This window comes from uncultured Methylovirgula sp. (assembly GCF_947646745.1).
GTDB lineage: Bacteria > Pseudomonadota > Alphaproteobacteria > Rhizobiales > Beijerinckiaceae > Methylovirgula.
The window spans coordinates 17,845-31,928 of sequence record NZ_CANSHK010000037.1 but is presented as its reverse complement, the minus strand read 5'-3'; the positions used below and the strand labels follow the sequence as shown (position 1 = coordinate 31,928).

General features: G+C 62.2%; 20 protein-coding genes. All 20 read left to right on the top strand.

The window, feature by feature from the left end; translation table 11 throughout:
• Positions 1-664 (top strand): DUF4403 family protein (locus Q0025_RS11665; RefSeq protein ID WP_297299255.1); only part of this gene is annotated, 664 nt, incomplete at its 5' end.
• Positions 664-1,818 (top strand): alpha/beta fold hydrolase, encoded by a 1,155-nt coding sequence (locus Q0025_RS11660; RefSeq protein ID WP_297299254.1) that lies wholly within the window; start codon positions 664-666, stop codon positions 1,816-1,818. The genes Q0025_RS11665 and Q0025_RS11660, both read left to right, overlap by 1 nt.
• A 106-nt stretch (positions 1,819-1,924) precedes the next feature.
• Positions 1,925-3,076 carry a hypothetical protein gene (locus Q0025_RS11655; RefSeq protein WP_297299252.1) on the top strand — a complete coding sequence of 384 codons (1,152 nt, stop codon included), beginning with the start codon at positions 1,925-1,927 and terminating at the stop codon, positions 3,074-3,076.
• Complete coding sequence (locus Q0025_RS11650; RefSeq protein WP_297299250.1) at positions 3,073-3,456, top strand: DUF2019 domain-containing protein; 384 nt, start codon at positions 3,073-3,075, stop codon at positions 3,454-3,456. The genes Q0025_RS11655 and Q0025_RS11650 overlap by 4 nt, the downstream gene beginning before the upstream one ends.
• A gap of 212 nt (positions 3,457-3,668) precedes the next feature.
• Positions 3,669-4,010: a hypothetical protein gene (locus tag Q0025_RS11645; protein WP_297299248.1), complete on the top strand. Its 342-nt coding sequence runs from the start codon at positions 3,669-3,671 to the stop codon at positions 4,008-4,010.
• 11 nt (positions 4,011-4,021) lie between these two features.
• The gene (locus Q0025_RS11640; RefSeq protein WP_297299245.1) at positions 4,022-4,582 is read left to right on the top strand and encodes a hypothetical protein; all 561 of its coding nucleotides are present in this window, start codon (positions 4,022-4,024) and stop codon (positions 4,580-4,582) included.
• A gap of 258 nt (positions 4,583-4,840) precedes the next feature.
• A complete protein-coding gene (locus Q0025_RS11635) occupies positions 4,841-5,938 on the top strand; it encodes a hypothetical protein (RefSeq protein ID WP_297299243.1) in 1,098 nt (365 codons plus the stop codon).
• A 70-nt stretch (positions 5,939-6,008) separates the two neighbouring features.
• Positions 6,009-7,526: a hypothetical protein gene (locus tag Q0025_RS11630; protein WP_297299241.1), complete on the top strand. Its 1,518-nt coding sequence runs from the start codon at positions 6,009-6,011 to the stop codon at positions 7,524-7,526.
• Positions 7,526-7,834, top strand: coding sequence for a hypothetical protein (locus tag Q0025_RS11625; protein ID WP_297299239.1), 309 nt, complete (start codon positions 7,526-7,528; stop codon positions 7,832-7,834). Before Q0025_RS11630 ends, Q0025_RS11625 begins: the two co-directional genes overlap by 1 nt.
• 2 nt (positions 7,835-7,836) lie before the next feature.
• Positions 7,837-8,664 carry a hypothetical protein gene (locus Q0025_RS11620; RefSeq protein ID WP_297299237.1) on the top strand — a complete coding sequence of 276 codons (828 nt, stop codon included), beginning with the start codon at positions 7,837-7,839 and terminating at the stop codon, positions 8,662-8,664.
• Entirely contained in the window at positions 8,661-9,101 is a 441-nt protein-coding gene (locus Q0025_RS11615; protein WP_297299234.1) for a hypothetical protein, read from the top strand. Before Q0025_RS11620 ends, Q0025_RS11615 begins: the two co-directional genes overlap by 4 nt.
• Before the next feature lie 9 nt (positions 9,102-9,110).
• On the top strand, positions 9,111-9,353 hold the full coding sequence (locus tag Q0025_RS11610; RefSeq protein WP_297299233.1) for a hypothetical protein: 243 nt from the start codon (positions 9,111-9,113) through the stop codon (positions 9,351-9,353).
• 33 nt (positions 9,354-9,386) lie between these two features.
• Positions 9,387-9,827 carry a hypothetical protein gene (locus Q0025_RS11605; protein ID WP_297299231.1) on the top strand — a complete coding sequence of 147 codons (441 nt, stop codon included), beginning with the start codon at positions 9,387-9,389 and terminating at the stop codon, positions 9,825-9,827.
• A gap of 91 nt (positions 9,828-9,918) precedes the next feature.
• Positions 9,919-10,656, top strand: coding sequence for a hypothetical protein (locus tag Q0025_RS11600; protein WP_297299229.1), 738 nt, complete (start codon positions 9,919-9,921; stop codon positions 10,654-10,656).
• Positions 10,656-10,979, top strand: coding sequence for a hypothetical protein (locus tag Q0025_RS11595; RefSeq protein ID WP_297299227.1), 324 nt, complete (start codon positions 10,656-10,658; stop codon positions 10,977-10,979). The genes Q0025_RS11600 and Q0025_RS11595 overlap by 1 nt, the downstream gene beginning before the upstream one ends.
• A gap of 14 nt (positions 10,980-10,993) precedes the next feature.
• Positions 10,994-11,218, top strand: a complete 225-nt coding sequence (locus Q0025_RS11590; protein ID WP_297299224.1) for a hypothetical protein — start codon at positions 10,994-10,996, stop codon at positions 11,216-11,218.
• On the top strand, positions 11,215-12,435 hold the full coding sequence (locus Q0025_RS11585; RefSeq protein WP_297299221.1) for a hypothetical protein: 1,221 nt from the start codon (positions 11,215-11,217) through the stop codon (positions 12,433-12,435). The genes Q0025_RS11590 and Q0025_RS11585 overlap by 4 nt, the downstream gene beginning before the upstream one ends.
• 13 nt (positions 12,436-12,448) lie before the next feature.
• A complete protein-coding gene (locus tag Q0025_RS11580; protein WP_297299218.1) occupies positions 12,449-13,066 on the top strand; it encodes a DUF2460 domain-containing protein in 618 nt (205 codons plus the stop codon).
• Complete coding sequence (locus Q0025_RS11575; RefSeq protein ID WP_297299217.1) at positions 13,063-13,218, top strand: hypothetical protein; 156 nt, start codon at positions 13,063-13,065, stop codon at positions 13,216-13,218. Before Q0025_RS11580 ends, Q0025_RS11575 begins: the two co-directional genes overlap by 4 nt.
• Positions 13,215-14,084, top strand: a complete 870-nt coding sequence (locus Q0025_RS11570) for a DUF2163 domain-containing protein (RefSeq protein WP_297299215.1) — start codon at positions 13,215-13,217, stop codon at positions 14,082-14,084. Before Q0025_RS11575 ends, Q0025_RS11570 begins: the two co-directional genes overlap by 4 nt.

The window sequence follows — 14,084 nt, the reverse complement described above, 5'->3', positions numbered from 1 at the left end:
CGTGCGCGCCGATCGCCAGGTGCTGTGGGGCACGCTCGAATTGCAGGGCAATGCCGCGACTTCGGTGGGCGCCGCGCCGGTGCCGGTCGCGGCGACGCCGCTGCCGCCGCTCGGCCGCGATGTGGCCGCGCCGGGCAAGTTCGAGGTCATTCTGCCGGTCGAAATCGGCTACGACTTCCTGGCTCAGACGATCAAAGCCGCGGCGGCCGCTTCCTTGAACGGCAATGTCGCGCTGCGCGATGTCAAAATCTATCCGTCGAACGGCAAGATCATCATCGGCTTGAAAATCGCCGGGGCGGCCGATACGGCGCCGGATGCCGGCACGTGGTTTTATCTCTCGGCGACGCCGCAGGTCGATAGCGACACGCAGACCTTGCAGTTTTCCGATCTTGCAGCCGTCGCGGCGAAAGCCGAGGCGATGGCGCAAGCGAGCGGCAATGCCGATCTCGTCGATCGGCTGCGGCAGGCAAAGATCCTCTATCAGCAAATCTATCAAAGGCTGCTTGCCACGGCGAACAAGCGTTTGACGCGGCCGTTGAAAGACGGCTTCCGCACGGTCGGCCATCTCGACTCCGCCAAGCTCGACCATATCGCGCTGCTGCAGAACGGCGTCAGCATCGCGCTGCGCATGAGCGGCAGTCTCAAAATTCTCTACGGCCTGTGATGCGCCGCGCGTGGCTGCTTGTCGCGCTCGCTTTGCTCAGCGCGCCGGCCGCGGCGCAAAGCACCTTCTATGATGCGCCCCGCGTCGACGCGATCGGCAAGCCCGGCACGCTGGTCCGCGCGCAGGCGATGGCGGGCGCGCCGCTCGGCGCCGCCGCTTGGCGCGTGCTTTATCGCTCGACGAGCTTCGACGGCAAGCCCATCCTCGTGTCCGGCGTCGTTATCGTGCCGCAAGGTGCGCCGCCGCCGGGGGGCCGGCCGATCGTCGCCTGGGCGCATCCGACGACCGGCATCGTGCCGCATTGCGCGCCTTCGCTCGCGCTCTTCTTCTTTCAGCAGGTGCAGGGCCTGCGGACCATGGTGCGCGACGGCTATGTCGTCGCGGCGACGGATTATCCCGGCCTCGGCACGCCGGGGCCACATCCCTATCTCGTCGGATTGAGCGAGGCGCGCGCTGTCGTCGACAGCGTGCGCGTCGCGCGGACGATGCCGGATGCGGGCGGCGGCAACCGCTATGTCGTCTGGGGCCATTCGCAGGGCGGCCATGCGGCGCTTTTCACCGGCCTCATCGCCAAGAGCTATGCGCCGGAGCTGACGCTGCTTGGCGTCGCCGCCGCGGCGCCCGCGAGCGAGCTTGGCGCGCTGATGGATGACGATCTCGATAGTCCCGCCGGCAAGAACATCACCGCGATGACGCTCTGGTCCTGGCAGCGCGTCTATGATGCGCCGATGGACAAGGTCGTCGATCCGCGCGCTCGGCCGGCGATCGACAGGCTGGCGCAGGAATGTGTTGAAGGGCCGTGGGACCTTTCCGCACGCAAGCGGACCGAGAAGCCGCTGGAGCATGACTTCCTCACGGTCGCCCATCCGGACGATGTCGAGCCCTGGCGCGCGCTGCTCGCGAAGAACACGCCCGGTCCGGTGCCGGCGGACATCCCGGTCTTCCTCGCCCAGGGCCTCGACGACGAAGTCATCTGGCCGAAGGTGACGCAGGCTTATTTCGACGGGCTCTGCAAGAGCGGCAGCAAGGCGCGGCTCTTTCTCATGCCGGGCGTCGGCCATGGCGCGGCGGCGATGAAAAGCGCGCTCGACGCCGTCGCCTGGATGACGGCCCGCTTCGCCGGCGAAACGCCGCCGAGCGATTGCGGGAAATAGGCGCGTTCGGCGCAGGGCTTAGCTCGCTTTAACCGGCAGATGTAACGGCCGTTGCAAATCGCAGCGTCCGCAATCTCGCCCTCATCATCAATCGCAGGATTTTCGCATGCAGGCTCAATCCGCCGGCAGGGCGCTCGCGCGTCCGCCGGAGCGCCCGCGCACGCTCGTCGCAAGCAATGGCGCCGTTTGGATCTGGCCCGGCATTCCACTCACGATGCGGCGTGGCGCCGAGATCGTGCCCGTCGCAGACGGAACAATACGATTCTGGATCGCTCTTCTGCACGGATCGGATGCTCTTCACAAAGAACTCGGTTGGATCGTATCCGCGGCGGCGACGCAGCAGCTAAACGCGGGCGATGAAATCGGGGCGCAATACGCGCTCGATTTGCTCGGTCTGACGGCCTTCTCGGAAGAGGGTGCGGCCTTCGCTGCAGGGGTCGCCAGTCAATTTTCTGTGCAGGTCCCGGACATCGTCTCGGTCAGCCAGCAAGCGAGCGAAAACGCATTAGCGAAAACTTTGCGAGCGCTGCTGTTTGCGCAGCCTTCCGCCTTTCATCGGCTCGTTAAAGCTGGTCCTTGGGATGAGTCGAAACATCGACGTTGGCCGGCTGGCGCGCCCAACAGCCAAGGCGGGCGTTTCGCACCCACGGATTCGTCGGGCGGCGCGCCGTCTTCGAGCGAGCCGCCGACGGATGTGCCACCGCTCACAGTTTACGCGCGCACGCGGCCGGCGATCGGCCATAATCAAGGACCACCGCTCGATGAACCGCCGGAAATTCCCCAAGAACCGCTCAGCGGTAGCGCACGGACCGCCTTCATCAAAAGCGTCCCGCGTTGGCTGACCTTTGCATTCGCGGAAGCCTCGCCTGACACGGAAGCGTTTCTCCTGGCTTTGCAAGCCAGTTCCTGGATTTTGCAGCAATGCTATCCTTATATCGTAGCTTATTTCACGCCGCCGAAAACGCTTGAAGAGTTACAAGATGGTGCAAAATCTCGCGCGAGAGGGTATGAAGTTCATCTTAATGCTGAAAAGGCACAAGCCCATGCGGACAGAATTCCAAAAAGTATATGGGATTCGCCCGAAAACAGGGTGCGTGTGCCGACCTTGAAGCATTGGGAGATCACCGGCTGGTATATGAAGCCGAATGAGGATTTTGGCTGGATATCGCCGCGAAATTATCTGAAAGGGAAAAGCTGGGATGAGAAGGTCCGGGTAGGACACAAAGCCCTTAGACTATTCGGAGTCCTCAAGCCATGACGCGAGTCAATCTGAGCGCCTTGAGCATCGATCAATTGGTGGATCGATTTGAGCAGCTTAATATTGCGCTGGACAACGCGCAGTGGGACTCTCTCGGGAAAAGCGACTATTCAAAAGTCAACAGACTCGTCTATAGTATCCGAGATATCGGTGAAGAGCTTCGCGCGCGTGGCCGCGAGGCGAGGCTGGCTCTGACGCGGCTCTATACAAACAGGAATATACAGGTCAGATTGATGGCCGCAAAGATGACGCTCGGGGTTGCGCCGATTGAAGGCCGAAAGATCATCGAAGAGATTGCGGCATCAAAAATTTACCCGCAGGCGGGCGATGCTGGGATGACGCTGTCCAATTTGGACGAAGGCGTCTTCAAGCCTACCTAGGCTCTTGTAAGGGCGGCGCGTAGCGCACTCGAAGCGATCGCCTGGTGACAGCCAGCTTCGCCGGCGAAACGCCGCCGAGCGATTGCGGGAAGTGATCAATTTTTGTCATAAGGTAAAAATACCCATGCTTCTTAAATATATGAAAGATCGTCAAAAATAAATAAAGATTGCTTGGCACAAGCATTTCCCATTAGTAAATTTTCAACAATTTCATGGCTCTGCGCGCCTTTATGCCATCATCGAATGACTTTTCTTCTCTCGCAAAAGTCCTCGGCGGGCATGACCGTCACACGGTTATCTATGGCTTAACAATAATCTGCGCGTTCCTTGCGATGGCATTGGGCGTGAATCCAGGATGGGCGATCGGTGCCGCCTGCGTTTTCATAGCCTTATATCCAATTCGGGAATACGCATTGGTACGCTTACGGAACAGCGAGAGACGAGAAGAGTTGAAGCTTGTCTTGGAAGGCGGCTCTAACCAAATTCTACATCGGCACGCGACGCCATCTGAAATGAAAGCTATTGACGAGTTCGCCGAGAAGCAGCCGGAATGAGGATCGCCGCAATGACCTATCTGATGGAATCCTGGCCCCTTGTGGTTGGTTTTCTCGGGGTCACCCTTGGTATCGCAAGTTTTTTCCACGCCCGCATAGCTGAGGCTGAAGGGTGTGGAGAGCTGTATGATATCGCTATCAAAGAGACGAAGACGGCTCTGTCGGCAGCTGAACGTGTCCTAGCAAGCGGTAAACTAACTTCCAATCTCAGATTATCTCTGTTGATTGCATTGCGCATGGGCAGCTCAAAGGCGCTATCAGGACGGTTCTTCTCTGGTTTTGAAAAGGATCAGGATCGCGCCGACGTGAATAACAACCTTGCGATGGAACTCCGCGCTTTAAGCATGTCGGATGCCGAAACTGCTGAGCAGTATCAGAGCGCGATAATGGGACTAATTTTGGCTGCCCCGGTTTTGCACGCAGATCGCATCGAAATCTTAAAAGTTGCGAGCGATGGCGCAATAAAACCAAGAGAGGTTCTATCTAGGTTGCCTTCTCTTGAAGTAACGGACAATGATCAACCCATTGGCCCGTCATTGCCGGTGGCTGATACCAGCTTTGCAGCTAACTAGCGGCTCCGATAATTGTTCGTTACTGAGTTGTGGCGTTTCTTACGCATACGCGTGAGGTCGCCGCGCATGCACAACTAATATACCTTGCGTCAGCCTCTCCGCCTCACTTAACCGCCACGCTTCGCGTCGGCGGTTTTTGTTTGCGCATCGCAGAGTCCGGTTCGCGCGAAATCAGAATCATCCCTCGCATTTATCGCGCCGCGTCTTCTCGAGGCGAACCGATACAACTTCGCTCGAAAACGCTTTGAAGGAGCCTTCATGTCAAACTTGAACATGTTCATTCCGATCACCAAGGTCGATGCGCAGCAGCGCCTCGTCTATGGCGTCGCGACGGCCGAGGCCGAAGACCGCACCGGCGAGATTTGCGATTACGCCTCGACCAAGCCGCTCTACGAGAAATGGTCTCATGAGATCGCCCGTTCGACCGGCGGCAAATCGCGCGGTAATTTGCGCGCCATGCACGGCAGCGTCGCCGCCGGCAAAGTCACCGCGCTCAATTTCAACGACAAGAAGAAGCAGATCGAGATCTGCGCCAAGGTTGTCGACGACGCCGAGTGGAACAAGGTGAAAGAGGGCGTCTATACCGGCTTCTCGCAAGGCGGCTCCTATGCGCGCCGCTGGACCGATGATGATGGCCGCACGCGCTACACCGCCGCGCCGAGCGAAATTTCGCTCGTCGATCTGCCGTGCCTGCCGGAAGCGCGTTTTGAAATGGTGAAGGCCGATGGATCGCATGAATGGCGGCGCTTCGCCAAGGATGCGAGCGACATCGCGCAGCTTGCACAAATCCTCGGCCAGCTCGAAGGCTTGAAGGGCACCTTGCTGCTACGCGCCAATGAAGACGGCGCGCCGGCCGATACGATCACCCAGCTTCACGCCCTCGTCCAGCAGGCGCATGCGATCTTGCAGGCGATGGTGATGGACGAAGATGACGATAGCGCTGCGGACGAAGATGCGGACGCGGACGAAGCGCCGCTTGGCCTGTCCGCCAAACGCGCAATGGCTTTGTTCGGCAAGGCCGGTGCCCGAAACAGCGCCGCCGATCTCGACCGCATCCAGCACGTGCATGACACGGCGGTGGAACTTGGCGCCACGTGCGGCGCGCAGAAGAGCGCCGGCGCAATGCTCGGCAGCAGGCTCGATCGTCTCGATGCAGTGCTCGATGATCTCTTGAAACGCGTGAAGAACATCGAGGCGCAGCCCATGCCGCTGCCGCTTGCGGGCGCGCCGCGCGCCGTCGCGAAAAACGAAGACGGCGAGGCCAACCTCGAAAAGCTGCTTGCCGATCCCGAGGCGCTTTCACTTCTCGCCATCAAGCTCGCGCAGCGCAATGGCCGCAGCTTTCTGACGCGCTGAGCCCTTTCCCCCACATCCCATGCCGCCCGACGCGCCGCTTCCGGCGCGATTTTTATTTCAGGAGCTTTCAATGACGACCCACGGCAAAGTTCAGGATTTGCTCACCAGCATCAAGGTCGCGCAGCAGCGCCCGCTCGGCGATCCGCGGCTCGAAGGCCTGATCGGTCTCGAGAAGAGCACGTTTACCGAGACTGCGAGCGCCACATCCGGCCTGACCTTCTATGACCTCGAAGTCGGCGCGAAGCTGCTCTATCCGGTGCTGACGCCGCTGCGCAACGCGATCCCGCGCGTCTCCGGCAAGGGCGGCATCCAGGCGAATTGGCGCGCCATCACCGCGATCAACACCGCCGGGCTGCGCTTCGGCGTTTCGGCCGCCAATCGCGGCGGCGCGCTTGCCGTCGCGACGCAGGATTTCACCGCGGCCTATAAGGGCATCGGCGTCGAGACCAGCGTCGATTTCGAAGCGCAATATGCCGGCCAGGGCTTTGACGACATCCGCGCCGTCGCGGCAAAGACCGGCCTCGAAGCGCTGATGCTCGGCGAAGAGGCGATGATCCTCGGCGGCAATGCGTCGGCGCCGCTCGGCACCACGCCGACGCCGACCTTGGTTGCGTCTTCGACGGGCGGGTCGCTCGCGAGCCAGACTTTGTCGGTCATCGCCGTTGCCCTGACGCTCGACGGGGTGATGAACGGCTCGGTCGCCGGCGGTATCCAGGCTTCGATCACCCGCACCAATGCGGACGGCACGTCCGACACGTTCGGCGGCGGCGCGGCCAAGCCCTCGGCCAATGCGACCGTTTCCATCACCGGGCCAGACGGCAGCGTCGCCGCCTCGATCAGCGCCGTCAAAGGCGCGCTGGGCTATGCTTGGTTCTGGGGCGCGGCGGGTTCGGAAGTTCTCGGCGCGATCACCTCGATCAATTCGATCGTCATCACTGCGGCGGCGGCCGGTACGCAGACCGCCGCCTCGCTCGGCGCGAGCGACAATTCGGCCAATCTGCTGGCCTTTGACGGCTTGATCTCGCAGGCGGTCAAAACCAATTCCGGCGCCTATGTCGCGCTTCAGCCGACGGGAACGGCCGGCACCGGCACGCCGCTGACGGCGGATGGCGCCGGCGGCGTGGTCGAGATCGACGCGGCGCTGAAATCGCTCTGGGACAATTTCCGTCTGTCGCCGGACACGATCTGGGTGTCGTCGCAGGAAGCGCTGAACATCTCGAAGAAGATCCTCACCGGCTCCGCGGTCGCGGCGCAGCGCTTTGTCTTCGAGACGAGCCAGAATGCGATCGGCGGCGGCGTCATGGTGCGCACCTATCTCAACCGCTTCTCGATGCAGGGCGGCAGCGCGCTCGATATCAAGGTGCATCCGAACATGCCGGCGGGCACGGTGCTGATGACGACCAAGGCGCTGCCCTATCCGCTCTCGGGCGTCGGCAATGTCATGCAGATCCGCACGCGGCAGGATTATTACCAGATCGAATGGCCGCTGCGCTCGCGCAAATATGAATACGGCGTCTATGCCGACGAAGTGCTGCAGCATTATTTCCCGCCGTCGCTCGCCGTCATCAGCAATATCGGCAACGGCTGATGAAACTGCGCGCGCCGGCGCATTGCACCGGCTTCTCGCATGCAGGCCGCGTCTATCACGTCGATACGAACGGCCTCATCGAGATCGAGGATCATCTGGCGGCGCTGGTCCTCGCGCATGGCTTTGTGCCCTGCGCCGGGGCATCCGCCTCGCACCCGATGACATCGGCCGCGATGGACGTGCCGGATCTCGAAACCCTAAGCCGCCGCGCGCTCTTCGCTCTCTTGCGTGAGAAGGGCGTGCGCGTGCGTCTGCCGATCACCAATGCCGCGCTGCGCGAGGCCGCGCGGCAGGCCACATCAGGATGATCATGTCTTCGCCCTTCGATCTCGTCGATCTTGCCGATCTCAAAGCCTGGCTCGATCTCGCCAGCCCTGATGACGACGCATTGCTCGGCCGCCTCATCACGCAGGTGAGCCGCGCGACGCTCGGCTTTCTCGATCGCGCCAACATTCTGCCCCAGCAGATCGTCGAGACGCGCGACGGCCGCAATGACACGGAGATTGTCCTGCGGCAATGGCCGGCGACAGCGCTCACCTCGCTCGTCGTGGATGGCGTGACGATCGCGCCGGCGCCGCCGCTCGTCGCCGGTGGCCCGCGCCAAAGCGGCTATGTGCTCGAAGCGGCGGAGGCCGCGCCGCCCGGCCATATGCAGCGGCTCGCCTTGCGCGGCCGGTTCTTCACCGCCGGGGTGCAGAATGTCATCGTGACTTATACCGCGGGCTACCAGGTCGCGGCCGAAGCCGCGGTCGTTCCCTCCGCTGCGCCTTATGAAATCCTGGCGCAGGAGCCTTATGGCGATTGGGCAAGCGACGCCGGCGTCGTCTATGCGAGTGGGACGCCGCTTGTCGCCGTCGCCGCCAATCCGACGGCGGGGCAATATATCGTCTCAGCCGGCGCCTATACATTTTCGGCGGCGGATGCCGGCGCATCGGTCGCGCTCGCCTATGGCTATGTGCCGGCCGATCTCTGCTTCGCGGCGATGGACTGGATCGCCGAGCTTTATAATTATCGCACGCGCATCGGCCAGCAGTCGAAATCGCTTGGCGGGCAGGAGACGACCTCCTTCATCGTCAAGAACGTGCCGGATTTCGTCGCCGGCGCGCTGCAACCTTATCGCCGCGTGATCCTGCCATGATCGGTCTCGATCCCGATGCCGTCGCCGCGGCGCTGGCCGACAAGGCCGATGCCTTGCGCCAGGCGCTCGAAGCGCAGGTCATCGCCAATCTTTCCGGCGCGATCCTGACGCCGCGCTCGGGCAGGCTCCTCGGCTCGATTGACTCCGATCTCGAAGACGACGGCTCGGGCTCGATGGCGCGCGTCGGAAGCGACGATGTGCCCTATGCCGGCATTCTCGAATATGGCGGCAAGACCGCGGCGCACGACATCCTCCCGAGCAAGGCCAAGACGCTGGCCTTTGTCACCGGCGGGGCGCAGCGCTTCGCCAAGATCGTGCATCATCCGGGCTCGACGATCCGCGCCTTCGCCTTCATGGGCAGCGCACTCGACGCTCTGCAGGACGACATCGAGACGGGGCTGAAAGCGGCCGTGTTGGAGGCCTTGGGCGTGGGGTGATTTTGCGTTATGGTCAGCGATCAATCGGACGGGAGAGACGCCGTGGGGATTGAAGACGCGCAAGCTCTCAAAGTGATGCTTGATGCTCTCATGCGCAGCCTCGACCCGCCGATGCAATTTGCGGCCGACAAAGCGGATCCAATGCTGCGCCGGATGATTGGCTCGCTTGCCGGCGAAGTCATCGCCAAGATCGATTACGAGATAGTGCCCTATCTTCACTCGCAATATCCCGAGCTGAAAACGGGCGAATAATCGCCGCGGTCTTTTCTCGACAATTGGACATCCATGATCACCTCTCGCGATGCGGCGATCGGGGCGCTCGTCAGCCTCGTTGCGTCCGCTTACCCATGGAAGAGCGGCCCGTCGCGTAAGCTCAAATTGTGGAGCGACGTGCCGCCCGCGGCACGGCCGGCCTGTTTCGTCTTCGAGGGCGGTCTCGAATCCTACACCTGGAGCGAAGGCGCGGTGGCGAAGCGCGTCATCGAACCGAAGCTCTTCATCTATCTCAGCGCCAAGGGCGATAGTGTCGGCGCGTCGCTGCTCGACGGCGTGATGGATGCGCTCGATCAGGCCTTCGCGCTCAAGGGCGCCGATCTCGGCCTCGGCCGCAACACGCTCGCCGGCACCGTCTATAGCGGCCGCATCGACGGCAAGGTCCTGAAAGACCCGGGCGACCTCGACGGCGACGCGCTTCTCGTCGTGCCGGTGCGGCTCGTGCTCGCTTAAGCCGGCCGCGGATGGCCGGGTCAGCCCGGCCATGACGCTTTTGAATTCTCGCCGTGGCGCGATGCCACCACGACCCTGAAAGGATTGATCCATGTATAGTTTCGGCTCGGGCGTGCTCATCGGCACGCGCAGCGATATTGTCGGCGCGACGCCGCTCAACTTCGGCCTTGTGCAGGAAGTCACGATCGATGAGGCGGCCGGCGTCAAGGAGCTTTACGGCCAGTTCCAGCGCCCGGTCGCCATCGCCCGCGGTACGATCAAGACGACCGGCAAAGCCAAGGTCGCCCGCATCTCGGGCCTTGCCTTCGCCAATCTTTATTATGGGCTGACGCCGACGGCCGGCCAGGTCGCGACGTCCTTCGCCGAGGCCGGCGCCGTGCCGGCGACCAGCCCCTATAATGTGAGCGTGGCCAGCGCCGCGAGCTTCGCCGATGACCAAGGCGTCACCTATGCGGCGACCGGCTTGCCGCTGGTGAAGGTCGCCGCGAGCCCGAGCGCCGGTCAATATAGCGTCGCGGCCGGCGTCTATTCGTTTGCCGCCGCCGACGAGGGCAAGGCGGTGCTGATCACTTATACCTATACGATCACCGGCGCGGGCCAGAAATTCACCGTCGCCAACCAGCTCATCGGCGCGACGCCGACGTTTCAGGCTTTGTTCTACACGACCTTCCAAGGCCAAGCGGTGACGCTCCAACTCAACAATTGCACGTCGAGCAAATTGAGTTTCGGGACCAAGCTCGAAGATTTCGTGATTCCCGAATTCGACTTTTCCTGCTTCGCCGACGTGAGCGGCAATGTGATGACCTGGTCCTTTGCGGAGGCCTCGTAATGCGGCCGCAACCGATCACAATTCATCTCGGCGGCGAAGACTGGCGCGTGCGGCCGCTGACGCTGGCGCAAATCCAGCGCATCGAGCCGCTGCTGTCGCCCGAGGCACAACGCAGCGGCGCGAGCATTGCCGCCGCGACGGAAATAATCATGGTCGCGCTGGAGCGCGATCATCCGCAGGCGGCGCAAAACCTGCACGCGACCGAGGCGACCGCGACGGAGATCGCTGCGGTCATGCGTGCCGTGCTGCAGCTCGCGGGCTTCATCGCTGCGGAGCCTTCGCCGGGGGAAGAGCAGGCGGGCGCGGAACAGATTTCGCGCTGATCTACGCCCGCCTGATGACGGCCTGCGGTTACACGCCGGCTGAGATCGACGAGATGACGCTCTACGACGTCAGCGCGCTTTTCGCTTATTGGCGCGAACATCCGCCGGTCCATGAAATTCTCGCATGCGTCTATCGCATCGCGCCGAAGCCGGCGCCGGCGCCGGTATCGTCGAGCGATCCGAGCGGCATCGGTGCGCTGATCGCGCGCTTTCCTGACGGACGGGTAAAGGCTCAATGAGCGACGCAGTCACCATCACGTTCAACGCCGATATTTCCGATTTGCAGCGCGGCATGCAGCAGGCCGCTGCTTCGGTCGATGCGACGACGGCTGCATTGCGCAGCGGCGCGTCGCAGCTGGGCGAGACCTTCGCGTCAGTCTCGCAGGCCTATGCGCGAAGCGCGACCCAGGGTGCCGAGACGAGCCGCGCGGCGAACGCGACCCTGCTGTCGATCGCCCGCGAGCAGGCCAATGCGCAATATCAGATCGCGCTCGACGGCGTGAAAATGCAGGAGGCTTTGGTCAAGGAACAGGCGCAGACCGCGCAGATCAGCCACGAGCAGCAATTGCAAAGCCTGCTCGGGCTGGAGAACCAGCGCGAGGCCTTGGAACGCCGGCACCTCCAGGCCGTGCAAGCGACCTATGCGCAAAATTCCGCCGGCTCTGTTCAGGCGCAGCAGAAGCTCGAAGAGGCCGAGGCCGAAGGCGCCCTGCGGCGCCAGCAGATCGCGCTTAGCTATAATCGCGAGATTTACGCGGACTATCGCCACACGTTCGATCAGATCGGCTCCGCGGTATCCTCGTCGATCATGGGCATGATCGAAGGCCACGAAAAATTGCGTCAGGCCGCGCAGAAAATATTGCTGACCATCGTCCAGGATTTCATCCAAGCGCGTATCCGCATGGTGGCGGATTGGCTGGCTGGCCAAGCCGCCGAGACGCAGGCGACGATTGCGGCGCAGGCGGCGCAGACAGGCGCGGTTGCGGCCGGGCAGGCCGCGCAAACAGCGGCGGTGGGCGCTGGCGGTGCAACGCGTGCAGCGACCGCCACAGCCGGTCTTATTCCAACGCTCATTTCCGACGCGCGAGCCGCCTTCGGCGGTGTTTTCGCCTTCCTCGCGCCGATCATCGGTCCCGCCGCGGCAGGGCCGGCAGCGGCGGCTTCATCGACCGTGCTCGCCGGCGGTCTTGCGCTGGGAGCCTGGGAATTGCCGCGCGATATGGTCGTGCAAGCGCATAGAGGCGAGATGGTCGTGCCGGCAGGCGTAACGCCTTGGGCGCAAGGAATGCTGTCGGCGGGCGGCGAGCCAAAGAGCGGCGGCGGGACACATTATCACAATTGGCAGGTCAACGTCAGCGGTGCGCGCAAGCCGTCCGATGTCGTCGACGAAATCGCGGACAATGTGACTTCGATCGGCAAGATCTTCTCGCGCCAGTTCGGTCTGAGGCCGGTATGATCGGAAAAGCACGATGAACCCGCCTCCTTCGTTTCCGATCGCGTCGAGTAACGTCGCTTGGCCGGTCAAGCGCACGCCGGGTTTTTCGACGCGCATTGCGTCTCACGTCTCCGGCCGCGAGGTCCGCATCCCGCTCTATTCCTATCCGCTCTATGCCTACGAGTTGAGCGTCGAAGCGCTCGATCAATATTCCGCCTTTTCGGGCCTTGGCGCCGCCAGCTATCAGGCCCTGCGCGGGCTTTACGAGACGCTGCAAGGCCAATTCGGAACGTTTCTCTACAGCGATCCGGGCGATAGCAGTGTCACCGGCCAGTTGGAGGGGGCAGGCGATGGGGTCACGACCCATTTCACGTTGGTTCGGACGCTCGGCGGTGCGGTTTCGCCGGTCGGCTGGGTGAGCGCTCTCAACAATGTTTATCTGAATGGCGGCGCCCTCGCGCCCGATCTCTATTCACTCATTTTGCCGAACACGCTCTCGTTCAACACGGCGCCCAATGCCGGTGTGCAGATCTCAGTCGATATGACTTACGCCTGGGTCTGCCGCTTTCTGTCCGACCAGCAGGAATTCGAAGAGTTTATGCGCGGGCTTCATCAAACGAGCAGCCTCAAATTCCGAAGCGTGAAGCCGTGAAAATCTGCTGCGTCATCAGCCGTACAAGGGACGGAAGGGTCAAGATCGTCGAGAGTGCGGCTCGGCTGACGATCTATGGCACCGTCGATCAAATCGGGACGCCGGAAAAACTCGCCGCCGCGATCATCAAGTTTCGCGAGGGCAAGCGATGAGACAGGCAAGCCAAGCCGTCATCGATCTGATCAATGATGTGCGCGCCGCGCCCGACGCGCAGATGATCATGGCCGATTGCTTCACCTTCACCTTTGCGGACGCAAGCGCGCTTTATTTTACCAACGCGGATATCGACGTTACCGTTGGTGGGACGGTCTTTCTCGGCAATTCGATCCGCGTCGATGGATTGAAGTACAAGTGCTCGGTCGGGCTTTCCGTCGATCATCAGAAGATCACCATCGTCGCCGCCCAGACCGATCTGATCAAGGGCACCGCCGCGCTTGCGGCCATCGCAAATGGCATCCTGGACGGCTGTTTCATCACCCGCGCCCGTGCTTTTCTGAGCGCTTGGGGCGAGCCGGCCGTCGGCAGCGTGGTGCTGTTTAAGGGCAGGGTCGGCACCGTCGACGGCGTCGGACGGACGACGGCGCAAGTCACCGTCAATTCCGACCTCGTCCTGCTCAATATCCAGATGCCGCGCAAGCTCTATGCGCCGGCCTGCCAATGGGTGCTTTATGGCTATGGCTGCGGGCTCAATAAAGAGAATTTTCGCGTGACCGGAACCGTCCAATCCGCAACGGCCGCGAGCATCGTCGCCAGTCTATCGGGCATCGCTGCGGATTTGGCGCAAGGCACGCTCATTTTCACCAGCGGCGCCAACGAAGGCGTGTCGCTGACGGTCAAGGGCGTGAGCGGCAACACACTGACCTTTGCCTATCCGCTCGATGCGGTTCCGGCGGCTGGCGATACGTTCGAAGCCTATTACGGCTGCGATCTCACCCAATCGACCTGCGCCGGCCGCTTCAACAATCTGGCGAATTTCCTGGGCTTTCCCTACATCCCGCCACCGACATTTGCGGCATAG